Here is a 23,330-nt window from a genome sequence, read left to right as displayed (position 1 = left end):
AAACTAAGAGGGTGCTAGGAAGGGTTAAATCCTTTCCTAGTTTTATAAAAGGGAGAAGAAAGATGAGTCCAGAGGAATTATTTGAGCAATATAAATACTTAGCAAAGAAAACACTTTATAAAATGTATATTGATCCACGTAGCATAGCTAAAAGTAATCGAATTGAATATGATGACTTACTCCAGTATTCTTTTTGTGGGCTATGGAAAGCATGTCTAAACTATAAAGAATCAGAATCCAAGTTTACTACATTTGCGATTAATCACATTCGTTGGCATGTTACAATGCACCTTAAACGAGACTGTAACATTATGAAAGTGCACCAAAGAGAAAAATTTGAAGATGACAATAGATATGAAATTGTTGATATAGATGCTAATCCATTAGATGAAGATGTTAGCAGTTTCCATGAAATTATTCCATCGGACGCTAATACTGAAGGGGATGCATTAAGCAATTTACTTCAGCGACTTGTAGAAACAATTGCTCCTGAAAGAACGATAGAGATACTTAAACGGAAATTAAATGGTGAGTCAAACCAAAGTATTGCTAATACATACGGATTAACTAGAGAAGCTGTTAGAATGGATTTAGTTAGATTAAAGAATCAATTAAGAGAGGTACATGCAGTATGAGTAACTACGACATTCAATACAATCAAATCATACAAGAAATCATTGACGAAGGTATTTGGGATAAGGATCAGCAAGTCAGAACCAAATGGGCTGATGGTTCTTCAGCATATACTAAATCAATAATTAATAAGCAGATTAAATTGGACAATAAAGAAGTACCTATTCTAACAACTAAGCGTGTAGCATGGAAAACAGCAATAAAAGAGTTGCTGTGGATTTGGCAGCTTAAAGACAATAATGTAGACAATCTTAACAAGATGGGTGTTAAGATTTGGGATGAGTGGCGTATGGAAGATGGAACAGTAGGCAAATCATACGGTTATCAAATGGGTAAGAAGGTAAGGAGAAAAGATTTAACTATCTCGGCAGGTAATGGATTCACAAAAACATTAACATACTCTTCAAAAGTTGACCAAGTTGATTACATGTTAGAGCAATTAAAAACTAATCCATCTTCTAGAAGGCACATTACTTCCCTATGGAACGTTGATGATTTAGATGAAATGGCTTTGAACCCTTGTGTATGGAATACTCATTGGCAAGTTTTAGAAGGTAAATTACACTTAACTGTCGGGGTTCGGTCTAACGATATTGGATTAGGCAACCCATTTAATATTTTCCAATATTACGTCTTACAACGAATGATTGCACAAGTGACCGGGTATTCATTAGGCACACTTACATTTAACATTGACAACATACATGGGTACGAAAGACACCTTGAACCACTAGCAGAGCAGATTAAGCAGCCTCAATTTGAAGCACCTGAGTTATGGGTTAATCCAGAAGTAAAAGACTTCTACGACTTTACAATTGATGACTTTAAGCTGCTTAACTATCAGCATGGTAAGACAATCCCAATGGAGGTAGCAATTTGACAATTACACTTATAGCCTGTATCGACAACAACCGTGGAATCGGTAGCAATGGTAATTTACTAACTAAGCCACCAAAGGATCTAAAACGATTCAAGGAATTAACCACAGGAAACTTCTGTGTGTTTGGGAGACGTAGTTTTGAGGAAATCGGCTCTCCTCTTCCCAACCGCACAAATATCCTACTCACATCAGACACAACAACACAGTATCATCCAGAATTAAACGTTTATCCAAGTGTAGAAGACATCCTACACGATTATAATGTACATGCTGATTCAGATGTTAATTTGTTTATCTGTGGAGGAGAGAAGGTGTACGAAGCCTTTCTTCCACATGCAGATGTAATTGAATTAACAGTTGTTGATCACATTTTTCCTGAATCTGACCGATTCTTTCCTGCATTCAGTCTAAGCGACTTTAAACCAGTCGAAACAGTACATAATTGGGCTACAGATGATTATCCGTATGACTATGCATTTGCATCTTATAAGCGAAGAATATAAAGAAAAATAATTTAACAAAACTCATTGACTAATATAAAATAAACTAATATAATCATAAATAGCAAGTCACATACCAAATATTAGTTAAAGGGAGATGTTAGTCAATGTGTTTAGCTAGTAAGTATTTTGATCAGATTGAGGTTATGTTAAAAGCAATTGATGGTGATATTGAAAAACTTTGTAAAAAGCAAGCAGAATATGACCGAATGATTAACCAATATTATCACCACTTAGAAACTACTAAATTTAATGCTTGCGAAGGATACTACATAGCTAAAAATTTTCAAACAGAATTACAAAAAAGAAGACTCGTTAAGGGAGAGTTATCTAGACTGCAAACACTTAAGGAAGCTCTTCAATCTCAGGCAGTTAATAAAAGCCTTCACAAAGCAAAGAGCACGGTGAAAAAGTCTAAAGAAAAAGGTAGAAAATGGTGCAAGAATTTCAATTTTACATTCAGCGACATTGAAGAAGAAATCATGCACTAATAATACATAGGAGGATATAATGACAGCAGCAACACAGATTAAGAAACTGGATAGGAGTTATTTAGTAGATATTTTAAATCACAGATTAGGATGGTCAGAGAGTCATCTTAGGGGATTCTCAGATAAATCTCTAAACGAATTGTACGAATACGTACAGGACGGCTACCTAGTCACCAAAGCGAAAACAAGAACAGATTCATATCTAGTATATTTTAGACTTCCTAAGAAGGTAACTGAAGCACTAGACATCAGTTATGGGGATTACTTTGACTGTAAATATCATAGTGAAAAGAAATTAATTACACTACATAGGGGGAAGAACAAAATTAAAGTTAGATCCAATATGATGATTGCATTACCTTATTCACTGGTTAATTCAAATGTACTGGTGGCATCCGATGATATGTTGATGTTAGTTAAGGATGACAGAATTATATTGAAGTCGTTTAGCTATATGCAGTAGAAAATTCATATCTAAGTCCACATTTATAGTGAAAGAAGGGATACCATTGATTCAAATAGACGTACCAGAAGTAAGTAATTTAATTTCAGTAGAAGATCTACTTAAAATACCAGAAAAACTAGGAATATATTACTTTTACAGCAAAGACAAGGAGTTATTATATATTGGTAAAAGCAATAATTTACGTACTCGCATTCAAAATCACGTAAGAGGTAAGACAAATACAGCAGAGTATTCAAATGAATTTAAATACATAAGGTATTCTTTAACAGGTACTGAGTTAGATACTGACATATACGAAACATATCTTATAAGTACCATGAATCCAAAATATAATATAGGAAAAAGGTATAAAAATGAAAAAGAGAATGTAATAATCTTAGAAGATGAAAAGAATATATTTATTAACTTTGTATTAAAACTATTATCTTTGAATAAAGGTTTGTCTCTGGGAAGGTATGCCATTGAACAGATTTGTGAGAATAATAAGGTCAAATTTTTCAGTTACTATGACAAAGACATCTATCCTATTTTAATTAAGAAAGGTATAAGTATTAGCCCAATGAGTTTATTACATAAATAATTAAATGTACTGGAGTGTTTGGAATTGAGAAAATCAATGCCTTCCCATTTTCAAATTTTTGATTATTGGAAAGACAGGAAAATAGATGGTATGTATGTTTTAGAAGACTACGGAGAGCCAAGTTGTTGGTGTTGTAACAAGGCTATTATTGTAAAAGATGAGGAAAAACTACAACAAGAGGGAAACTTCAAAGAGATATGGAATGGAACTGCGGGTAAGTTAGAAAGATGTCATATTGTGCCTAAATCATTAGGGGGAAGCTACGAGCCTAGTAACCTGTTTCTCATGTGCCATAATTGTCATTTAAAAGCTCCCAATATACTAAATGGAAACATGTTTTTAAAATGGGTGAGTATCCACAGAAAGAAATGTGCTTTAGGTTTGAATTTGGTAGAATATACAGAATATACTTCAGTCTTATGTAAGGAGTTTGGAATAGACCTAAACTCATTTGTAGACTTTATGAATACATATGACAAAGATAAGCTAATGAAAAAGATATCTACACACGGAGTTCATGTCAATATGTCTACTACTCTCTTAGGCTGGATAAATGAATTCATTGAGCAAAAATTATTAATACATATTGAAGCTGTTTAATAAAAAATAAACTATTGTATCAAGGAGAACTCTAGAGTATTTTGTGTAGCTACACCTCCTGACGAGGAGGATAAAATGAGTGTTGGTATTTATCAAATAAGAAATATATACAATGATAAGGTGTATATTGGTAAAAGCTTTAACATAGAGAAAAGGTGGAGGCAGCATAGGGATTCCCTTTTAAGAGATAAGCATGTTAATAAGAAACTACAAAGAGACTTTAATATTTTTAAAAAAGACGCTTTTCAGTATAAAGTGTTAGTAAATTGTGCAGTAAGTCATCTGGATAGAAATGAAAGTCTAATATGTTATGAGTTTGATGTCTGGAATAAAGAAAAAGGATACAATATAGCAAAATTATTAGACTATAGAAAGATATCTCACCAAGATGCCATTCAACTGAAAGATGAATTCTTGAGTAAAATGTACTCTAACAATAAAGAATTGATTAAGTCAAAAGGGCAAGTTTCAATACCTATAGAGTGGATCAGTAAGAATTTGAATAAGGATCATGATGAAATAAATATAGCCTTGAAAGAAATCACCTTGGAAGATGAATTAAAATACGGTTGGAGTATCAATCTTTGCAGCAATTACGGAAATACATACTTGGACATATTCAATAGGGAAGTTATAGATGAAATTTTTGATGAATTAAATTTATTTAACACCAAATAAAACACATCTTTTAAGGTAAAAAGGAGAGCTAATAATGAAACAAATAAATGTAACTAAACCAGTTTTTGAGAGAGTTAAAGTTGGAGAAAAGGATGTTCAATTGTAGGAAACGTCTGATGGAAGGCAATTTGATAATAAAGAAGAAGCAGAGCATCATGAATTTTTCGAAGTTAGGCTAAATAGAAGAGGCATTGGTATCCAAGATTTATTAATGCGGAGATTCTCGACTTCGCTAATAAGGAAGACTTGGATCGTTATGAAGACTGGTTTCATCGTGATGGAGTTGAATACCAAGAAGAACTAACCTTTCCTTGCACTTGTGTTTTTTACACAAAAGATATTAGCGAAAAAGATGATTACTATCCAGAAGAACAAACGTATTGTATTAGCTTAGAAACATATAAGAAGATGGCAATAGAAGAAATTAAGAGTCTATAAAACATGTCATTTGTGAGGAAGTAAGGAAATTAGTTTATTAAAAAATAATCAAATATAATAGGGTTGAGGATAATCCCTAGCCCTTTACTTATAAGGAGTGATTAGTTGGTTAAAAACGCAGGAAAACTGTTTGAAGAGGATATACAGCAATCAGCGAAGGATCAAGACATTTTCTTTTATAGAATTAAAGATGTAAATCCTATGTTCCTTAAGCCGAATACACGAGTATCTAAGAATGATTATGATTCCTTCATATACAAGAAGCCTAACTTATTCCCGATTGAATTTAAATCCACCAAGGATAAGAAATTTAGCTTCAGTGAATCCATAATTAAAGCACACCAGATTAAAGCTCTACAAGATGCTGTCATTTATGAGGGTTTAATAGCAGGATTCGTATTCAATTTTAGGGAGAATGATAATCAAACTTTCTTCGTACATATAGATGACTTTACCAAATATAAATACATAGCTGAGAACCAAATTAAGGAACATGAATACATATCAAAGGTGAATAAGGCGAGTATTAGTTTAGACATATGTAAGGAAATTGGGATTGAAATTAGGAATGTGAAGAAGAAAGTCCGGTTCAGGTATTACATAGGTAAGTTGTTAGATGAGTTGATTAGTAGGTATGGAGATTCGGATGAATAAGACAAGCTGTAAATTGAATATATACATATTGAGGTGATGAGGTGCAAACAACTACAACAATGATTGACGGAGTTGAGTTTGCCATTTCTTACAACGGAGCAGTGAAAACTCTAAAAAGCTTACATAAAGATGAAGATGGATTCTACATTACACTAGAATATTCAAATGATGAAGATAAAAGAAAACAAGTTGAGGAACATTTATATGACTTTTTTGCTAGAGAAATCCTTTGATTTCTCTATTTTTATTGGTAAAATAAGTGGTATATAATTATATATCCAGAGAGGATAGATACACACAATGAAAAGAGTATGGACTTTATATCGGGTTTCTACAAAAGGACAGGTTAATCCAGAAGAAGATATCCCGATGCAACGCAACTCCTGCATGAGATTTATTGAAAGTAATCCTGATTGGAAATTAGAAAATGAGTTATATGAAAAAGGTATATCAGGATGGAAGAATAAAACTGATGAACGTGATGCCCTAGTTCAAATTAAGAAGGCTGCTGAGAACAATGAGTTTGATATTCTTTTAGTATTCATGTATGACCGTTTAGGTAGGCGAGAAGATGAGACTCCGTTAGTAGTTCAATATTTAGTTGATCATGGTGTAGAAGTATGGTCTGTAAAAGAAGGTCAGAGAAAGATTGCTGACCACACTGATTTGTTAATAAACTACATTACATTCTGGCAATCATCAGGCGAAAGTAAAAAGACTTCAATGAGGATCAAAGAAATTATCGAGCAAATGAATGAAGAAGCGAAATATACAGGTACAACTCCTCCTTATGGATATGAAACATATGATACAGGAGTTAGACACTGGAAATATGATAAGAATGTCAAGGATATGCGTATAAATGAAGAAGAGAAGAAGATAGTTGAAATTATATTTGATCTTTATATAAGTAAAGGCTTTGGAGTCTCAAGGATAGCGAACTATTTAAATTCATCTGGCTATAAGGCGAGAAATGGAAAGAATTTTAGAATTAATACCATATTCAGCATTTTGAAGAATCCTATCTATACAGGAATTAAAAGGTACAATGTCAGAGATAAAAGCAACCATGACAAAGTACTGCCTAAAGAAGAATGGAGATATTCAAAAAAGAGAGAAGACTGGGCATTTATTGATGAAGAAGTGTTTAATAAAGTACAGGAAATAATGAAGCTAAGAAAAGATAAGCAAGGCACTCTCCCCAATAAAGGAAAATTATTATTAAATGGAATCGCAATTTGTGGATACTGCGGTAGTAAATTATATAGTGATGTAACTAGGACAAGTTATAAACTTAAAGATGGAACAGAGAAAGAGCGAATCACTAGGAGGTACAGATGCTCCAATGCACGAACCTCAGATGTTCATCATGATAAGTCCTTATACGCATCAGAAAAGCATGATAAAGTTTTTTATAAATACTTTATTAAAGAAGTCAGTGAAGTATTGAAGAATAAGGAAAAGTATATCCAATCCAGACAGCAAAGCAGCAATAAACTACTGATTCAATTGGAGGATGAAATCGAGTCACTTTCAAAGCAGAAGAGTAAATTAGATAAAGATTTAACGATCCTGAACAACGAAATTACAAAAAGTTTGTTGGGAGAGAGTTCATTTTCACCTGAACAATTGAGTGGCATTATTAATACTAAGCAAACTGAAATTAAAAATCTAAATGAAAATATAGAAAATAAGAAGGAATTATTGGAGCAGAAAAAGAAATCTTCTGAAAAGGAAGATGACTATATTCTTACTCTACAGAAAATAAAGGAGACATTCGAAGGAGCTGATTTAGACTCAAGGAAGATGATGATACATGGTGTAGTGGAAAGTGTTGAGTTTAAAAAGGACGAAATAAAGATAAAGTTTAATCACTAAAATTATGTGTGTTTCTATTCTTTTGGGAAGACAGAGACGACTCCACTCACTTGATGAACTTTATTCCCGCTGTTCTGAATACGCCGCTTTTTAAGCCTGTTTTTGAAAAGCTGGACTGGTACAGTTCAAGCTCGAGGAAAATTGAAGTGAAACCTGATGGAAAAAACGAAAATGGCTTCACTTATTATGACTATGAGTGGGAAGATGAAGAAACTCATGCAAGAGTCCAATTTGAACGTTCAGGAAGGGGCATGCGCCTGATTGAGACAGATGAATTCCTGGCTGAACTTGTTTTAAACAGGCACCAGCTGATTGAGGGGCGGAAAGAGTCCATTTCCTTAAGGATTGTCAATAAATCCGGAAATCCGCTTGCGGTTGAAGCAGCCGGGAAGGACAGCGGGCGCGTGAAATGCAGCTTAACAGCGTCCCTAGTGGTCTCTGGCGAAGAGGTCATCGCAGGAGTGCTGGACATCAGAGAAGGGGAAGCGCCTGACTCCTGGAAGACACACCCATCTGCAGAAGTAGAATTGTCTATAAATGGAAGGAGCTGTTCACTGAAGCTGGGCCTCCATCCTAAAAAGCCGGCCGATGTTACTGCCTCGCTTCTTGGACATTTAAGCTACCAGGGAAAACAGGCAGAGGTTGCTTTCGAGGTTAAAAATAATCTGCCGGAAGATGTAAACGTGGAAATCCGGATTCCGGAAACAGAGAATCTCATTCCTGAATATAAAGAAATTATTCTTGATTTGAAACCGAAAGAGCGGAAAAGCATCTTCCTTCCAGCTGAGGTAAAGAAGCATGGTTTTTCTGAGCACCTGCTGCAGGTGGCTCTAACTGGTTCTAAAGGCGGCCAGTTCCAGTTTGAAAAGAAAGCCGGCATTGCACTGAAGGGTTTTGGCAGCCAATTTGGCGGCGAGACAGAGGAATACTGGCATATCTTCAATGGCAACAGCCAGGTGAATATCAGAAAGCGTGACTATACTGTGAAAGCCGGCCGAAGCGAGAAAATGGATCAGCCATTTGCGTTCTTCCAGCCGAAACTGGGGAAGCCATATACCTCAGAATTCACCAAAAAGAAGCCTGTATCTGCAGAGTGGTATAAAGATGGGGCAGCTATAACCCATAAGCTTGCATTTCTTTCGGAGAATTTGCCTGGAATCAAGCTTAGCATCTTTACATCCCTATATGCTGAAGGACTTGTAAAGAGGTGGATGGAATGTGAAAATGGCAGGGAAGAGCCTGTTGAACAGCTGTATATCTCTCAGTCGATGTACCATGAAGGCAGGGAGATGGTGTTTCCGCTGGACGGGGAAGCAGTTGCGTTTTCAGATATGAAGGAGCTTCTGTATGGAGATGTCAACTTCAGCTCTCTGTCAGGGAATTGGTATTTCGCAGGACAAAGAGGGGAACCGGTAGGGCTTGCCTGGCCGGAAAGCGCCAAGGCGGTGCCGGATAATTGGCAGCTTTCAATTGAATTCCAGACCGGTGAGATCCAGGCGAAAGAAAAGGCGGTCCTCGAACCTGTTTATCTATCAATTGGGGCCTTCCAGTCCTGGGAAGAATTCGCAGCATTTGCAACCAGCTCCCCTTTAGCTGATAAAAAAAGTACAGCCCCTGAGAAGGAGATGATCATCACTTCAGTATGCGGCCTTGATGAAAAATATGCGGCAGACCTGACTTTAATCAATCACAGGCTACAGCCAATTGAAGGGAAGCTCTCCATTTCGGCTGACGGCAGGGTCAAGGCAGCTGAAGAGATTAGGCTTGAGGGAGGAAAAGATTATAAAACCAGCGTTGCATTGGGGGAAAAAGCAGGAATCAGCATTGTGTCTGCAGTTCTTGAGGAAGGCAGCAGCTGCGAAAAAATCGATAGCATCGTTCTGATGCCTGGAGGAGAAGTGCAAATATCATGGGAAGAGAAAGCCGGATTAAAAGTGGCAAAAGCAGTAAACGGGCCAGTGGAAATCAAATCGGCTCCAGGCTTCTATCCTGGACTGTTCTCCATCTCTGTTAACGGAAGAAAATGGCTGGACCACTCTTTCCCTTCACTGCAGGCAAAAGGCTGGTGGAATCCCTGGGGCGGTGGAATGAAGACAATTCCTTCAAAACTGAATGTTTTCTCTATCCTCAAAGGCCAGACAGAGGCGGGGGCAGCTGCGGTCCGGGATAATTCAGGGGAATTGTGGCAGGGACTCAAGGTTACAACAAGGCTTGGAGAGCATCCTGTATGGCAGGGACTTACATTTGCACAATATTATCTCATGCTCCCAGGTGTACCATTGATCGGGTCATTTCTCAGAATAGAGGAAGCGGGCGGCAAGCTCCTTGCCGGTGAGTACGCTGTCACGGATGCTTTCCTGATGGGCGGAAAGCTTGAAGACCTTTCGATCAGGCCGGACGGAGCAGATGAGAATGGCTTTTATACAGCAGGAAAGGGCGAGAATGTTCTCTTTTTGGGGAATGGCTCATCCGTCTGCAGCACACATGCAGAAGAAAAGCTTTATATGGTAGCAAACAGCATGGCTGACCATAATGAGGCATATATGAACAAAGAGGCATGCCAGCTTATATCAAGGCAGCCATTCAGCTCCGGAGGGCGGGATAGCCAGACGAAACCGGTATTCATGCTGTTTGACAGAAGGGATTTATCCGGGAAGCTGCTGGATAGGCTGCAGAAAATCAGTTTCATCAATGAGGAGACAGAATGAAAATAATAGACGCACATATGCATTTTTCACAAATTAAATCTTTTCATGAAACAGCAAGGGACCTTTCGTTTGTTGATTATTCCTATAAAGGGATTTCTGCTGAGTACCGGGATGCAGGTGTCCTGCTCGGAATCGGCATGGGCCTTGAGGAAACAAACGGGATGGGTTTTCCGGACCATGATGCAAGGACGCCGATGATGCTGGACCTGGCTGAATCCCAGCCGGATATAATAGTAGCCTGCGCCGGCATAAATCCATTCAATATGGATTCTGAGGCGCTTGTAAGGCTGGAAGACGTGATTCAGCGCCCCGGGACTGTCGGATTTAAAATCTACCTGGGCTATTATCCTTTTTACGCTTATGACGAAGTATATGAACCAGTCTATAAACTTGCTGAGAAATACAGTGTGCCGGTTGTCTTTCATACTGGCGACACTTATTCAGAAAGAGGGCTGCTGAAGTACTCCCATCCTCTTGCCATCGATGAAGTGGCTGTCAGGCACCGGAATGTCAATTTCATGATGGCTCATTTCGGCGACCCCTGGACCCTGACGGGGGCTGAAATCATCTATAAGAATCCGAACGTATACGCTGATCTCTCAGGACTGATAGTGGGTACGGAAGAAGAACTGAAGAAAAGGAGCGGAGGGCGGTTCCTTGACCACCTTCGCCACGCGATTGAGTTTGCAGATTCATATGATAAATTGATCTTTGGGACCGATTGGCCCTTGATCCCTATAGCTCCATATATTGAGTTTATCAAGGATCTTATCCCTGAAGAGCATCATGAAAAGGTATTTTACTACAATGCCTTGAAACTATTTCCGAGGATCGCGGCTTTTCTGCCGGAAGAATAACAGTGTGCGGCTATCCTTTTTCCTGGGATAGCCGTTTATAAAAAAATATAGAAATACATAATTACCGCAAGGAGGAAACCTGATGGGAAAAGTGGCATGGGTTACCGACAGCACAGCATGCCTGGATGAGGAATTAGCGGCGCACCCGGATGTCTATGTTGTACCAATGACAATCATCATGGATGGCCAGGAGTATATAGAGGGGAGGACCATAAGCGCTGAAGACCTGTTCAGGCGGCTGAAGACACTTTCTTCGCCTCCAAAGACCTCACAGCCTTCTGTGGGCTCTTTTCAGGCTCTTTTTGAAGAGCTTGAAGAAAGCTATGATTCCATTGTGGCTGTCCTTGTATCTGCGAAGCTCAGCGGGACTGTTTCATCCAGCCAGCAGGCAGCACAGCTGGTGAACATACCTGTCTATACAGTCGATTCGGGAATCTTATCTTATCCATTGACGAGGCTGATAAAGGAAGGGATGCTTCTGACAGAATCAGGGATCGAGAGCAGCGAAGCAGCCCGCAGGATCGAGGAAATCGGATCCACATCGGAGACGTTAGTCCTTGTCGGGAGCCTCGAACAGCTTCATCGCAGCGGAAGGATGTCCGGGCTGCAATTCTATTTTGGCAGCCTATTGAGCATTAAGCCGATCATTGCCATTAGCGGCGGGGCACTCAGCATAAAAGAAAAGGCAAGGAGCATCAGGAAGGCCAGGGAACGGATGAAGGCCTTGCTCAAGGAAGCGTATGTACAGCATGGTTTCCGGGAGGTTTTCATTCTTTATGGCCTATATGACAGAGAGGCAAAAGAGTGGATGGCAGATCTAAGGGCCAGCTTTCAGGAAATCGAGTTCAGCGCCTTCCCTCTTGGAGCCACCATCGGGGTTCATGCCGGGGAAAATACCATTGGATTCAGCTGGTTCAACGGACTGAAATAAATCAGTAAGCGGAAAGCCTTGCACAGCAGCAAGGTTTTTTCTTTTGATGTTTTGCTCACATAAAAGGCAGATATAGCTGAGAAGAAACATCCTCCTCCTTTTCATGATAAAATAAGCATCAGCAGGAAAGAGGTGCGTGTTTAATGGAAAAAATAATCTCGCAGGCAGAGCGGTATGTCCGCGCTGTGCTTGGCCGGGATGCTTCAGGGCATGACTGGCATCACATAGATAGAGTCAGGAAAAATGCGTTATATATACAGAGGCAGGAGAAACGGGGAGATGCTTTCATTATTGAAATGGCAGCCCTTTTACATGATATACCCGATGCTAAGCTGAATGCCGATGAGGAAAAAGGATGGGACAGGCTCCGCAGCTTTTTTAGGGAGGCAGGGATTGAAACTGGACTGCAAAGGCAGCTGGAAGAGGTTATCGCCTCTGTTTCCTTCAAAGGGGGCTCCGGCATAAAGGCAGAATCTCCTGAGGCAAGGATTGTCCAGGATGCAGACAGGCTGGATGCCATTGGTGCAATCGGGATTGCCCGGGCATTTGCCTATGGCGGGATGAAAGGCCATGCCCTTTATGACCCGGCACTTTCAGCCAGGGAAGAAATGACACAGGAGGAATATAGGAATGGGCAAACCTCCTCCATCCATCATTTTTATGAAAAACTGCTGAAGCTCCGCGATCTTCTGAATACGGATACAGCTAAAGAGATGGCAAAACAGCGCCATGAATTTATGCAATTATACTTAAATGAATTTTACAGGGAATGGAATGGTCAGTCATGAAGATGATTTCAATTGAAAACTTATCAAAATCTTATGGGGAAAAGCAGCTCTTCCGGGATGTTTCTTTCACGATAGCTGAAAAAGAAAGAGTAGGACTGATCGGCGTCAACGGAACTGGAAAGTCTTCTTTGCTGAAGATCGTGGCTGGAGTGGATGTACCGGATTCAGGGGAGATTGTATGCCCGAAAGATTATAAAGTGTCTTACTCAGAACAGAAGCCTGAGCTGGATCCCCGACTGACAGTGCTTGAGCAGGTATTTGAAGGGGATGCGCCGATATTCCGCCTTTTGAGGGAATATGAACAGGTTATGGCGGGACTCGGAGCTTCGCCTGAGGATACCGGTCTCCAGGATAAGCTTTTTGCTCTTCAGAAAAGGATGGATGAGCTGGATGGCTGGGAAGCGGATGCCAGCGCGAAGGCAATCTTAAGCAGGCTCGGCATCGAGGAATACAGCAGGAAAATCGGGGAGCTTTCCGGAGGGCAGAAGAAGAGGGTTGCCCTTGCACAGGTGCTGATCCAGTCTCCGGATCTTCTAATTCTTGATGAGCCGACCAACCATCTTGATTATGAAACCGTCAAGTGGCTGGAAGAATATCTTAGCCGATTCAATGGCGCGCTCCTGCTGGTCACGCATGACCGTTATTTTCTCGACCGGGTCACAAACAGAATGTTTGAACTGGATGGAGGAAGTCTTTACAGCTATAAGGGCAATTATGCCGCTTTCCTTGAAGCGAAGGCCGTCAGGGAGGAAAACGAGGCTGCTACGATAGAAAAGCAGAAAAATCTATTCCGCAGGGAACTTGAATGGATCAGAAGAGGTGCAAAAGCCAGGACCACCAAGCAAAAAGCAAGGATTCAGCGCTTTGATCAGCTGGAGGACACCCTGTCTGCTGTCAAAGCATCAGAAAAGCTCGATATGGCTTTATCCGGAAGCAGGCTCGGAAAGCAGGTCTTTGAGCTGAAGGATGCTTTCAAAGCGCTTGGCGGCACGGTTGTGCTTGATGATTTCAGCTTACTGGTCAAGCCGGGCGACAGAATCGGGATTATCGGCAGAAACGGGACAGGAAAGTCCACGCTCCTAAATATACTAGCCGGCAAAATCCCCCTGGATTCAGGGGATCGGATCATCGGCCAGACAGTAAAAGTTGCCTATTATACGCAGGAAAGCGAGGACATGGACGAAAATAAGAGAATGATCGAGTATTTGAAGGAGACAGCCGAGGTCGTGCATACCTCTGATGGCAAAACGATTTCGGCAGCGCAGATGCTAGAGCGGTTCCTTTTCCCGTCAAGCACCCATGGAACACCGATCAGGAAGCTTTCCGGCGGGGAAAAGAGAAGGCTTTATCTTTTGAAAATCCTTTTGTCGGAGCCGAATGTCCTTTTGCTGGATGAGCCGACAAATGATCTGGATACACAGACACTGACCGTGCTTGAAGACTATCTCGACGATTTTGCAGGGGTGGTCATAACTGTTTCTCATGACCGCTATTTTCTTGATAAAGTGGCAGAGCAGCTGCTCATCCTTGAAGGAGGAGGCAGAGTCGGCTCTTACTATGGAAACTATACAGAGTATATTGAGAGCCAGCCGCAGCAGGCAAAGCCAAAGAGCGTGAAGCAGGAACCTAAACCAAAGCAGGAGGCAAAGCCGAAGAAAAAGCGCATGTCCTACAATGAGCAAAGAGAGTGGGACAGCATCGACGGAAAGATTGCCGCGGCAGAAAAGCGCCTTGAGGAAATTGCCGGTGAGATGGCAGAAACGGGCAGCGATTTTATGAAGGCAAATGAACTTCTCGAGGAAGAAGCAAGTTTAAATGAGCAGCTTGAAGAGCTTATTGAAAGATGGAGCTATCTGGCCGAGCTCGCAGAGGGCTGAGAGCAAGCAGAGGGCCGGCAATGGGCTGGTCCCATATGTTAAGATGAAACAAATTCTATCGAATCATGAGGAGGAACCATCATTGAAAATAAAATCAATTGAGCCTACACCAAGCCCGAATACGATGAAAATCATCCTTGACGAAGAATTGCCTATGGGCAAAAGCAATAATTATAAAAAGGACAAGACAGATGGAGCGCCAAAGGTTGTTTTGGATATCCTTCAGATAGAAGGAATCAAAGGGGTATATCATGTAGCAGATTTCCTCGCGGTTGAACGAAATGCAAAATTTGACTGGAAAGAGCTTCTCCCTCAAGTCCGTAAGGCATTCGGAGAGGAAGCAGAAGAATCAGGCGGCGAGGCAGCCTTGAATGAGCATTATGGCGAGGTAAAAGTCCAGGTGCAGATGTACAAAGATATCCCGATGCAGATCAAACTGACTGATGGAACTGAAGAGAAGCGCTTTGGACTGCCGGAAGCTTACGTGCAGGCAGTGCGTGAAGTTCAGCAGCCTGATGATAATGTTGTTATGAGCAGAAAGTGGAAGGAATTTGGTGTCAGGTACGGGGATATGGACCAGGTCGGGCAGGATATTCTTGAAGAATTGCTGGCAGCCTACCCTGAAAGCAGGCTGAAGAGCCTTATCGAGCAAGGCAAGCATGGCGCAGCTGCAGACAGCAGGCCTGCTAGGACAAAAAGGAAGCTGTCGCCTGAGGATCTTGACAGCAGTGATTGGCGGATACGCTATCAGCTGATGGAACAGATGGAAGATCCGGGGGTGGAGGATTATCCTGTCCTCGAAAGGGCGCTTGAAGACGAAAAGGCTTCAATCCGCAGGCTGGCAGCCGTTTATCTCGGGATGATCGAAGACAAAAGTGTTCTTCCATATCTATATAAAGCTTTGAAGGATAAAAGTGTAACTGTAAGGAGAACGGCGGGTGACTGCTTATCAGATCTTGGTTTTCCTGAAGCAGAGGAAGCAATGATGGATGCCCTCCAGGATCCGAGCAAGCTTGTCCGCTGGCGTGCAGCCATGTTCCTGTATGAAGAAGGTACTGAAAAGTCGCTCCCGGCATTAAAGGATGCTGAAGAAGATCCTGAATTTGAAGTCAGCATGCAGATCAAGATGGCCATTGAGCGGATTGAACAGGGTGAAGAGGCCAAGGGTTCTGTGTGGAAGCAAATGACCGAAGCCAGGAACCAAAACAGCTGATCTTTAAACATACTTTAATAGATAAGATGAAAGGGTCCTGGACAAAACGTTCAGGATCCTTCTTCCTTATTTCCTGAGTTGTACTGTGTTGCTTTAGTGCTAATCTGCTTTTTAGCAATAAAAAATCATTAAATTTTGTGAAAATTATTGCAATTGCTGAAAAAGTCCTCTATATTGAAAAGAAAATCTTTCAGGAGGGCTCATAATTGGGAAGAGATCTTAGAATAAAAAGCCATGTAATCAGCGAGGATGAAAGGCGCGCACCAAACCGGGCGATGCTGCGGGCAGTAGGGTTCACGGATGAAGATTTCAAAAAGCCGATGATCGGCATTGCAAGCACATGGAGCGAAGTGACTCCGTGCAATATACATATCAATGAACTTGCTTTCAAGGCGAAGGACGGTGCCAGGGAAGCCGGGGGAGCTCCGCTTGTATTCAATACGATTACTGTTTCTGACGGAATCTCCATGGGAACAGAGGGGATGAGGTATTCCCTTCCGAGCCGCGACCTGATTGCTGATTCCATTGAAACGGTCGTTGGGGGTGAAAGCCTGGACGGCTTTGTTGCCATTGGAGGCTGCGATAAAAATATGCCCGGCTGCCTGATGGCCATCGCAAGGATGAACCTGCCTGCTGTTTTTGTGTATGGGGGCACAATCAAGCCTGGCAAGCTGCAGGGACAGGATATCGATATTGTGTCAGTATTTGAAGGGGTAGGACAGTTCAATGGCGGGGCCATTGATAAAGCTGGACTCAATGAGATCGAATGCCATGCTTGTCCGGGGGCCGGCTCCTGCGGCGGAATGTACACAGCCAATACGATGGCAAGCGCTATCGAGGCGCTGGGAATGAGCCTTCCGGGCAGTTCCTCCAATCCGGCAGAAACAGATGAAAAGCGGCAGGATTGCCATGAAGCAGGAAAGGCAGTCTACCGCCTTTTGGAGCAGGATATCAGGCCAAGGGATATTCTTACGAAGGAAGCGTTTGAGAATGCAATTACTGTCGTGATGGCTTTGGGCGGTTCCACAAATGCCATCCTCCATTTGATGGCCATCGCCCATTCTGCTGAAGTGGATCTATCACTTGAGGACTTCAACCGCCTTCAGAAAACGGTCCCCCATATAGCCGATTTAAAGCCGAGCGGAAAATATGTCATGCAGAATCTCCATGAAGCAGGAGGAGTCAGTGCAGTTATGAAAATGCTGCTGAGTGAAGGGCTGCTTCACGGCGATTGTCTGACTGTGACGGGCAAGACGCTCGCTGAAAATCTGGAAGAAGCAGAAGATCTGAAAGCTGGCCAAAAGGTCATCTACCCGCTTAATGCCCCTCTTCGGGAAAACGGGCCGCTTGTAGTCCTGAAAGGCAATCTTGCCCCGGAAGGCGCCGTAGCGAAGGTATCCGGCCTGAAGGTCACCAGGCACACCGGGCCTGCCAAGGTGTTTGATGATGAGGAGTCTGCTACAGATGCTGTCCTGAAGGGTGACATTCAGGCTGGTGATGTACTGGTCATCAGGTACGAAGGGCCAAAAGGCGGGCCTGGCATGCCGGAAATGCTTTCTATTTCGGGCATCCTCGTAGGAAAAGGTCTTGGCGAAAGTGTGGCCCTGCTGACAGACGGGCGTTTCTCGGGAGGTACCCATGGCCTTGTGGTAGGACATATCGCTCCGGAAGCACAGGTCGGCGGACCGATTGCCCTAATACAGACAGGTGACAGGATTACTATTGACAGCACCGAACAGACACTTGAAGTGGATGTCTCTCCTGCTGAACTGGAAGAGAGGAAGAAATCCTGGGATCCGCCGCCGCTTTTAACCCGCGGAGCCCTGGCTAAGTATACAAGGCTCGTTTCCTCCGCTTCAAGGGGGGCTGTCACTGACCATTTTGAGGAAGAGCCTGCTGCCAGGCCGCTTAAAGTGTAGAGTGCCCTCCAATTGCAATCAGAGCTGATGTTATAGTATGCTATCATTGCAAACGTTTAAAGGAGGCAATCAAACATGTCTATGGCATATGAAGAATATATGAGGCAGATGGTAAAGCCGATGCGTGCAGAGCTTACACGCGCAGGCTTCAATGAGCTAACAACAGAAGATGAGGTTGAACAGTTTATGGAAAGTACAGAAGGGACAACGCTCGTGGTTGTTAACTCTGTCTGCGGATGTGCGGCCGGACTGGCGCGTCCTGCTGCGACCCAGGCTGTTATGCATGCTGAAAAGAAGCCTGATCACCTTGTCACTGTATTTGCCGGGCAGGATAAAGAAGCGACAGCAAAGATGCGTGAATATTTCGATGGGATTGAGCCTTCTTCACCAAGCATGGCTTTAATGAAGGGAAAGGAAGTTGTACACTTTATCCCGCGCCATGATATTGAAGGCTTCCCGATGGAGACCATCATGGAAAATCTTCTGGCTGCATTTGAGGAAAACTGCTGAACAACACAGAAAGGATGCCGTAAAAGGCATCCTTTCGCATTGTTTGCCTTTTCTCAAAAGAGAAATATCTTGGTGACAAAAAGAGATTATTACTATTCAGTCAGGAAGGTAGAAAAGATGTTTGTAACTACAGCGGGCAGGACAAGCCCTGGCATGATCCAGGCGGCAAAAGAAGCGGCAGCTGAACTTGGCGTCGCCTTTCATCCCCGAAAGAGCCATTCTGTCTCTTCACTGCAGGAGCAGTGGAAGGATGATTGCATCGTATATGGCAAAAACAGGCTCGAATTATTTTCATATGGAAAAAGCTCACCGTACTTCTTTCATCCGAATTCCGCAGCATTCAGGATAAAAAGGCTGATGAGAGGCGAGTCTGACCCTTTTTTGGAAGCAGCGAAAATCGAGCCCGGGGACACAGTGGCGGACTGCACGCTCGGCCTTGCTTCAGACAGCATCATCGCAAGCTATGCAGCCGGTCCTTCCGGTAAAGTGACCGGTGTGGAAGGTAATCCCTTCCTTGCTTATCTCGCAGAGAAGGGGCTTAAAACCTGGAAATCCGGAGTTCCGCAAATGGATGAGGCGATGGAGAGGGTCGAGGTCATCAGTGCTCTCTCCCTTGACTACTTGAAGGGCAGGCAGGACCAGTCCGCAGATATTGTATACTTTGACCCCATGTTCGAGGAAAAACTGTTGGACTCCGACGGAATCAAGGAACTGGCTAAGTTTGCTGTGTATGGGCTGTCCGGGGAGCTGATAGAAGAAGCCAAAAGGGTTTCGCGGAAGAGGGTCGTCCTGAAAGACCATTTCCGGAGCGAAAGATTCAGCACCTTCGGCTTTGAGGTTTACCGGCGGAAATCTTCCCGCTTTCACTTTGGAGTTCTGGAAAGAAAAAAATAAGCAAGCAAAATAAAAACCAAGGCGCAGGGATTCCCCTGCGCCTTGGTTTTTATTTTGCTTGCATTTTAATCCGTAATCGACAGGAATACAAAATATCCCAGCATCAGCAGGCTTACAGCAACAAAAACAATTTCCCACTCCATTATTATCCTCCTCGGACTATGTATTCATTTACCATTAGTCTTATATTATCCCCAATATTTTCTCCCTTTAATCTCATTTTTCTAGGAAACTTTCTTTTTTTTCAAAAATTTTTCTCCCCAATTTTTCATTTTTCCTAAAAAAAGAGTATAATATTTTCTAAGTAAGCATCAGGCTTTTAAGAATGCTGGAGGGTACTAGTATGAAGATATCCATGGCAGAGAGAATGGAAGCATTTGGGGAAAGTGTATTTGCAGAACTGTCACGTATGAAGAAAGCGAAGATCTCAGCAGGTGAAGATGTGATCGATCTGAGCATAGGCAGCCCTGACCTGCCCCCTCCGTTATTTATCAGGGAGGCGATCGCTGAGGGAGCGCTGGACAGCACCCAATACGGCTACTCCCTTGCGGGGACAGAAAGCTTCTGCAATGCAGTCAGCTCTTATTACCAGAATAATCACGGTGTATACATAGATCCCAAGGAACAATGCTCCCTCCTTATGGGCTCCCAGGACGGTCTCGTCCATCTGCCGCTTGCTTTGTGCAGCACGGGCGATTATATACTGATGCCCGATCCAGGATATACCGCATATGCAGCGGGTGCCGCCCTGGCAGGGGCAAAGATATATTCAATGCCTCTCATGAAAGAAAAGCAATTTCTCCCGGATTTCTCAGAAATACCGGAAGAAATAAGGAAAAAGGCGAGGATGATGATCTTGAACTTTCCCGGCAATCCTGTGCCAGGCCTTGCGAATGAAGCATTTTTCAGGGAGGCAATAGAGTTTGCCAAAAAATACGAGATTGTGATATTGCATGATTTTGCATACTCTGAGCTCTATTTTGAAGAAAAACCGGTAAGCTTTTTAGCTGTCGAAGGCGCGTTTGAAACAGGGATAGAAATGAATTCCCTTTCTAAGAGCTTCAACATGGCAGGCTGCCGGATTGCCTATGCAGCTGGGAATGAAGACATCATCCGCATGATTTCAGACCTGAAATCCCATCTGGATTACGGTGTATTCCATCCCATCCAGACCGCGGCTGCCAGGGCTCTTGAGGATCAGTCGGGTTTCCTGGCCGAATCAAGAGAGGTCTACAGGAAACGCAGGGATGCCCTAGTAGAAAGCCTTCGGGAGGCAGGCTGGGATGTCGACAGCCCGAAAGGTTCGATGTTCCTCTGGGCAGAAATTCCAAACGGCACGAGCTCCAGGGAGTTCAGCATCCGCATGCTGGAGGAAGCTGGAGTGGCTGTTACACCGGGAAGCGCGTTCGGTGCGGCCGGCGAGGGATTCGTACGGATTGCACTCGTTCAGCCTGAAGGCAGGCTCCGGCAGGCCGCTCGGAAAATAAGCTCTTCCGGCATATTAAAAAAGAAATCTACCGCATGAAAATAGCCTTTTATGAGGAGGGATAAAAATGCCTAAGTGGCTGCGCAAATCGTTTGTGGTGATGGTAACCATCCTTACCTTTGGGCTGGTTACGCCATCACAGGCATTTTTGTATGATAATGCAAACCAGGACAGGTCCCCTAAGCGCGATGTCCTGGAGGCACAGGCAGAAGGACTGGACCTTGCTGCACCTGAGGAGGATGAGGAATCGATCAGGCAAAGGTTCATCCAGGCTGCTGTCCAGGAGGCGGAGAACCAGTCTTATATTAAGTTCGGGGGAAAGATCAAACCCGTCATAGAAGATGAGTTCCGTGAAGTCATCCTGCCGAATATTGAAAAAGCAGTGGAGGAAACAGCTGCAAGGATACCAGGGAGCGACCTGGGCAATCTGGAAATTACCGAATGGCCTGGCGGGGGCAACTCGGAAAAAATCTTCCATATTGTCAACCGGCAATCCAATGAAGATGTCCTTCGTTTTCATGTCAGGAGGGACCATCCGCCCCAGGAGGGATACTGGTTCAACTTCCACTACCATACCTCTGAGGATGCCTTCCAAAAGCATAATGAGCTGGGTTCCATCTACTGGAATAAAAATACTCCGCCAAAATGGCTGAGCTGAGATTTGAAATGTAAGCAAAAATATGAAAAAATATGCTTGTAGTTTTGAAACTTTTTAAAGATTGAAACGTAAGCATACTATCACAATAATTGGAGGTAGAAAAAATGGCAGTTAGTTTATCAAAAGGACAGAAGGTAGATTTGACAAAATCCAATCCGGGCCTCACAAATGTAATCGTAGGGGTAGGCTGGGATGTAAATAAGTATGACGGAGGAGCAGACTTTGACCTTGATTCCTCGGTTTTCCTTCTTGGGGAAAACGGCAAGGTTACTTCTGAGGCGGATTTCGTTTTCTATAATAACACAACAGGCGGAAACGGCTCTGTCGTACATACCGGAGATAACCGGACAGGCGAAGGAGAAGGCGATGATGAGCAGGTAAAGGTTGAGCTCGGTGCTGTACCGGCAAATGTCCAGCGCATTACATTCACTATCACAATCCATGATGGCGAGGCGCGCAGCCAGAACTTCGGGCAGGTTTCCAATTCTTATGTCCGCATCCTTAACGGCGAAACAAATGAAGAGCTGATCCGCTATGACCTTGGAGAAGACTTCTCCATCGAGACTGCACTTGTTGTAGGCGAACTGTACAGGCACGGCGGAGAGTGGAAATTCAGCGCGATCGGGTCCGGCTATCAGGGCGGCCTTGGTGCACTTGCAACTGACTTTGGCCTGCAGATTGGATAATCCCTTTTTTATTATTGATCTTTGAGACTCGGCTCTGCCGGGTCTTTCGTTAGCACTTATATAAGGTAATGGAGGAACTTCAAGAGATGACAATTTTTCAAGGTTTTATAGATACATATGCCGCATTCTTTGACTGGCAGATGTGGGCGGAAGTTCTAAGCGACCCTGTTAGCTGGGGACTTATCGGAACACTCGTAATCCTGGAAGGACTGCTTTCAGCCGACAATGCACTTGTACTGGCTGTTATGGTAAAACACCTTCCGCCGGAGCAGCGGAAAAAGGCTCTATTCTACGGATTGCTTGGGGCATACCTCTTCCGTTTCATTGCAATTGGAATTGGGGTATTCCTGATTAAGCTGTGGTGGGTAAAGATTTTGGGAGCCGGCTACCTGGCATGGCTTGCTATTAAATATTTCATTGATAAGAAGAAAGGCGTCGGCGATGATGAGGAGCTTGAAGGCCTCAATCAAAGCGGTTTGCTGATCCGCCTGTTTGGTACCTTCTGGGGAACAGTAGCAGCGGTAGAACTTATGGATATAGCTTTCTCAGTTGACAGCGTCCTGGCGGCATTTGGAGTCAGTGATCAAATCTGGGTACTTCTTCTCGGCGGAATGCTAGGGGTCCTGATGATGCGTGGTGTAGCAGGAGTATTCCTTAAGCTGATCGATAAAGTGCCTGAGCTGGAAACAAGCGCATATGTGCTGATTTTGCTCATTGCTGTGAAGATGCTCCTTGGAGTATTCCATATCCACATTGATCATATCTATTTCTTCCTTCTGCTGATAGTAGTCTTCGGAGCGACTTTCATCGTCCACTTTATGAATAAAAAGAAGGCTGAGCAGGGCCAGAAAAGCAACTGACAGACGTATAGAAACAAGGAAAGGGAACTGACAATTGTCCGCTCCTTTTCTTTTTATCCTTTTTTGGCAGTTTGAAAGCTTCTTAGATTGGACAAATATGCTTAGGGGGATGCTTGAATAATCCTTTAAGACAAGCATTCCCCTC

The 23,330-nt window shown here is 43.0% G+C and carries 25 protein-coding genes; all 25 read left to right on the top strand.

Going from position 1 to position 23,330, the window contains the following annotated elements; all coding sequences use genetic code 11:
• Positions 1-62: 62 nt before the first annotated feature.
• The 25 genes from CYJ37_RS11450 (at position 63) to CYJ37_RS11340 (ending at position 23,185) form a co-directional block, all read left to right on the top strand.
• Positions 63-635: a sigma-70 family RNA polymerase sigma factor gene (locus tag CYJ37_RS11450; RefSeq protein WP_101549809.1), complete on the top strand. Its 573-nt coding sequence runs from the start codon at positions 63-65 to the stop codon at positions 633-635.
• A complete protein-coding gene (thyA, locus tag CYJ37_RS11445) occupies positions 632-1,513 on the top strand; it encodes a thymidylate synthase (protein ID WP_101549807.1) in 882 nt (293 codons plus the stop codon). The genes CYJ37_RS11450 and thyA overlap by 4 nt, the downstream gene beginning before the upstream one ends.
• The gene (locus CYJ37_RS11440) at positions 1,510-2,016 is read left to right on the top strand and encodes a dihydrofolate reductase (RefSeq protein ID WP_101549805.1); all 507 of its coding nucleotides are present in this window, start codon (positions 1,510-1,512) and stop codon (positions 2,014-2,016) included. Before thyA ends, CYJ37_RS11440 begins: the two co-directional genes overlap by 4 nt.
• A gap of 104 nt (positions 2,017-2,120) precedes the next feature.
• Positions 2,121-2,504, top strand: coding sequence for a hypothetical protein (locus CYJ37_RS11435; protein WP_101549803.1), 384 nt, complete (start codon positions 2,121-2,123; stop codon positions 2,502-2,504).
• Between the two features lie 19 nt (positions 2,505-2,523).
• Entirely contained in the window at positions 2,524-2,967 is a 444-nt protein-coding gene (locus CYJ37_RS11430) for a hypothetical protein (protein WP_101549801.1), read from the top strand.
• Between the two features lie 46 nt (positions 2,968-3,013).
• On the top strand, positions 3,014-3,550 hold the full coding sequence (locus tag CYJ37_RS11425) for a nucleotide excision repair endonuclease (RefSeq protein ID WP_180827319.1): 537 nt from the start codon (positions 3,014-3,016) through the stop codon (positions 3,548-3,550).
• Positions 3,551-3,574: 24 nt separating this feature from the next.
• The gene (locus CYJ37_RS11420; protein ID WP_219620054.1) at positions 3,575-4,150 is read left to right on the top strand and encodes an HNH endonuclease; all 576 of its coding nucleotides are present in this window, start codon (positions 3,575-3,577) and stop codon (positions 4,148-4,150) included.
• A gap of 75 nt (positions 4,151-4,225) precedes the next feature.
• Positions 4,226-4,828, top strand: coding sequence for a GIY-YIG nuclease family protein (locus tag CYJ37_RS11415; protein ID WP_101549797.1), 603 nt, complete (start codon positions 4,226-4,228; stop codon positions 4,826-4,828).
• Positions 4,829-5,074: 246 nt separating this feature from the next.
• A complete protein-coding gene (locus tag CYJ37_RS26865; RefSeq protein WP_142385259.1) occupies positions 5,075-5,266 on the top strand; it encodes a hypothetical protein in 192 nt (63 codons plus the stop codon).
• Between the two features lie 105 nt (positions 5,267-5,371).
• Complete coding sequence (locus tag CYJ37_RS11410) at positions 5,372-5,920, top strand: hypothetical protein (RefSeq protein ID WP_101549795.1); 549 nt, start codon at positions 5,372-5,374, stop codon at positions 5,918-5,920.
• Between the two features lie 41 nt (positions 5,921-5,961).
• A complete protein-coding gene (locus CYJ37_RS26860) occupies positions 5,962-6,153 on the top strand; it encodes a hypothetical protein (protein ID WP_142385258.1) in 192 nt (63 codons plus the stop codon).
• 67 nt (positions 6,154-6,220) lie between these two features.
• Positions 6,221-7,798 (top strand): recombinase family protein, encoded by a 1,578-nt coding sequence (locus tag CYJ37_RS11405; RefSeq protein WP_101549793.1) that lies wholly within the window; start codon positions 6,221-6,223, stop codon positions 7,796-7,798.
• A gap of 50 nt (positions 7,799-7,848) precedes the next feature.
• A complete protein-coding gene (locus CYJ37_RS11400; RefSeq protein WP_180827318.1) occupies positions 7,849-10,506 on the top strand; it encodes a GNAT family N-acetyltransferase in 2,658 nt (885 codons plus the stop codon).
• Positions 10,503-11,363 (top strand): amidohydrolase family protein, encoded by an 861-nt coding sequence (locus tag CYJ37_RS11395; protein WP_009795668.1) that lies wholly within the window; start codon positions 10,503-10,505, stop codon positions 11,361-11,363. Before CYJ37_RS11400 ends, CYJ37_RS11395 begins: the two co-directional genes overlap by 4 nt.
• Positions 11,364-11,445: 82 nt before the next feature.
• Positions 11,446-12,294: a DegV family protein gene (locus CYJ37_RS11390; protein ID WP_101549790.1), complete on the top strand. Its 849-nt coding sequence runs from the start codon at positions 11,446-11,448 to the stop codon at positions 12,292-12,294.
• 143 nt (positions 12,295-12,437) lie between these two features.
• On the top strand, positions 12,438-13,082 hold the full coding sequence (locus CYJ37_RS11385; protein ID WP_101549788.1) for an HD domain-containing protein: 645 nt from the start codon (positions 12,438-12,440) through the stop codon (positions 13,080-13,082).
• On the top strand, positions 13,079-14,959 hold the full coding sequence (gene abc-f, locus CYJ37_RS11380; protein ID WP_101549787.1) for a ribosomal protection-like ABC-F family protein: 1,881 nt from the start codon (positions 13,079-13,081) through the stop codon (positions 14,957-14,959). Before CYJ37_RS11385 ends, abc-f begins: the two co-directional genes overlap by 4 nt.
• A gap of 82 nt (positions 14,960-15,041) precedes the next feature.
• Positions 15,042-16,172, top strand: a complete 1,131-nt coding sequence (locus tag CYJ37_RS11375) for a conserved virulence factor C family protein (protein WP_022544103.1) — start codon at positions 15,042-15,044, stop codon at positions 16,170-16,172.
• 206 nt (positions 16,173-16,378) lie between these two features.
• Entirely contained in the window at positions 16,379-18,091 is a 1,713-nt protein-coding gene (gene ilvD, locus CYJ37_RS11370) for a dihydroxy-acid dehydratase (RefSeq protein ID WP_101549785.1), read from the top strand.
• A gap of 75 nt (positions 18,092-18,166) precedes the next feature.
• On the top strand, positions 18,167-18,601 hold the full coding sequence (locus CYJ37_RS11365; RefSeq protein WP_022544102.1) for a BrxA/BrxB family bacilliredoxin: 435 nt from the start codon (positions 18,167-18,169) through the stop codon (positions 18,599-18,601).
• A gap of 117 nt (positions 18,602-18,718) precedes the next feature.
• Complete coding sequence (locus CYJ37_RS11360; protein ID WP_035403329.1) at positions 18,719-19,495, top strand: class I SAM-dependent methyltransferase; 777 nt, start codon at positions 18,719-18,721, stop codon at positions 19,493-19,495.
• Positions 19,496-19,838: 343 nt separating this feature from the next.
• Entirely contained in the window at positions 19,839-21,020 is a 1,182-nt protein-coding gene (locus CYJ37_RS11355; protein WP_101549783.1) for an LL-diaminopimelate aminotransferase, read from the top strand.
• Between the two features lie 28 nt (positions 21,021-21,048).
• Entirely contained in the window at positions 21,049-21,639 is a 591-nt protein-coding gene (locus CYJ37_RS11350; protein ID WP_101549781.1) for a YpjP family protein, read from the top strand.
• A 104-nt stretch (positions 21,640-21,743) separates the two neighbouring features.
• Positions 21,744-22,325 carry a TerD family protein gene (locus tag CYJ37_RS11345; RefSeq protein ID WP_009795629.1) on the top strand — a complete coding sequence of 194 codons (582 nt, stop codon included), beginning with the start codon at positions 21,744-21,746 and terminating at the stop codon, positions 22,323-22,325.
• An 86-nt stretch (positions 22,326-22,411) separates the two neighbouring features.
• Positions 22,412-23,185 (top strand): TerC family protein, encoded by a 774-nt coding sequence (locus CYJ37_RS11340; protein ID WP_022544100.1) that lies wholly within the window; start codon positions 22,412-22,414, stop codon positions 23,183-23,185.
• Positions 23,186-23,330: the final 145 nt, after the last annotated feature.

This window comes from Bacillus sp. UMB0728, assembly GCF_002858875.1.
GTDB lineage: Bacteria > Bacillota > Bacilli > Bacillales > Cytobacillaceae > Bacillus_AB > Bacillus_AB infantis.
The sequence above is the reverse complement of the archived record's forward strand: the minus strand, read 5'-3'. Positions and strand labels throughout refer to the sequence as shown.

Coding starts and splice junctions, on each gene's coding strand:
- CYJ37_RS11405 (WP_101549793.1), top strand. CDS start 6,221: ATGAAAAGAGTATGGACTTTATATCGGGTTTCTACAAAAGGACAGGTT.
- CYJ37_RS11365 (WP_022544102.1), top strand. CDS start 18,167: ATGTCTATGGCATATGAAGAATATATGAGGCAGATGGTAAAGCCGATG.
- CYJ37_RS11390 (WP_101549790.1), top strand. CDS start 11,446: ATGGGAAAAGTGGCATGGGTTACCGACAGCACAGCATGCCTGGATGAG.
- CYJ37_RS11360 (WP_035403329.1), top strand. CDS start 18,719: ATGTTTGTAACTACAGCGGGCAGGACAAGCCCTGGCATGATCCAGGCG.
- CYJ37_RS11430 (WP_101549801.1), top strand. CDS start 2,524: ATGACAGCAGCAACACAGATTAAGAAACTGGATAGGAGTTATTTAGTA.
- CYJ37_RS11355 (WP_101549783.1), top strand. CDS start 19,839: ATGAAGATATCCATGGCAGAGAGAATGGAAGCATTTGGGGAAAGTGTA.
- CYJ37_RS11395 (WP_009795668.1), top strand. CDS start 10,503: ATGAAAATAATAGACGCACATATGCATTTTTCACAAATTAAATCTTTT.
- CYJ37_RS11415 (WP_101549797.1), top strand. CDS start 4,226: ATGAGTGTTGGTATTTATCAAATAAGAAATATATACAATGATAAGGTG.
- abc-f (WP_101549787.1), top strand. CDS start 13,079: ATGAAGATGATTTCAATTGAAAACTTATCAAAATCTTATGGGGAAAAG.
- thyA (WP_101549807.1), top strand. CDS start 632: ATGAGTAACTACGACATTCAATACAATCAAATCATACAAGAAATCATT.
- CYJ37_RS11435 (WP_101549803.1), top strand. CDS start 2,121: ATGTGTTTAGCTAGTAAGTATTTTGATCAGATTGAGGTTATGTTAAAA.
- CYJ37_RS11385 (WP_101549788.1), top strand. CDS start 12,438: ATGGAAAAAATAATCTCGCAGGCAGAGCGGTATGTCCGCGCTGTGCTT.
- CYJ37_RS11350 (WP_101549781.1), top strand. CDS start 21,049: ATGCCTAAGTGGCTGCGCAAATCGTTTGTGGTGATGGTAACCATCCTT.
- CYJ37_RS11345 (WP_009795629.1), top strand. CDS start 21,744: ATGGCAGTTAGTTTATCAAAAGGACAGAAGGTAGATTTGACAAAATCC.
- CYJ37_RS11340 (WP_022544100.1), top strand. CDS start 22,412: ATGACAATTTTTCAAGGTTTTATAGATACATATGCCGCATTCTTTGAC.
- CYJ37_RS11450 (WP_101549809.1), top strand. CDS start 63: ATGAGTCCAGAGGAATTATTTGAGCAATATAAATACTTAGCAAAGAAA.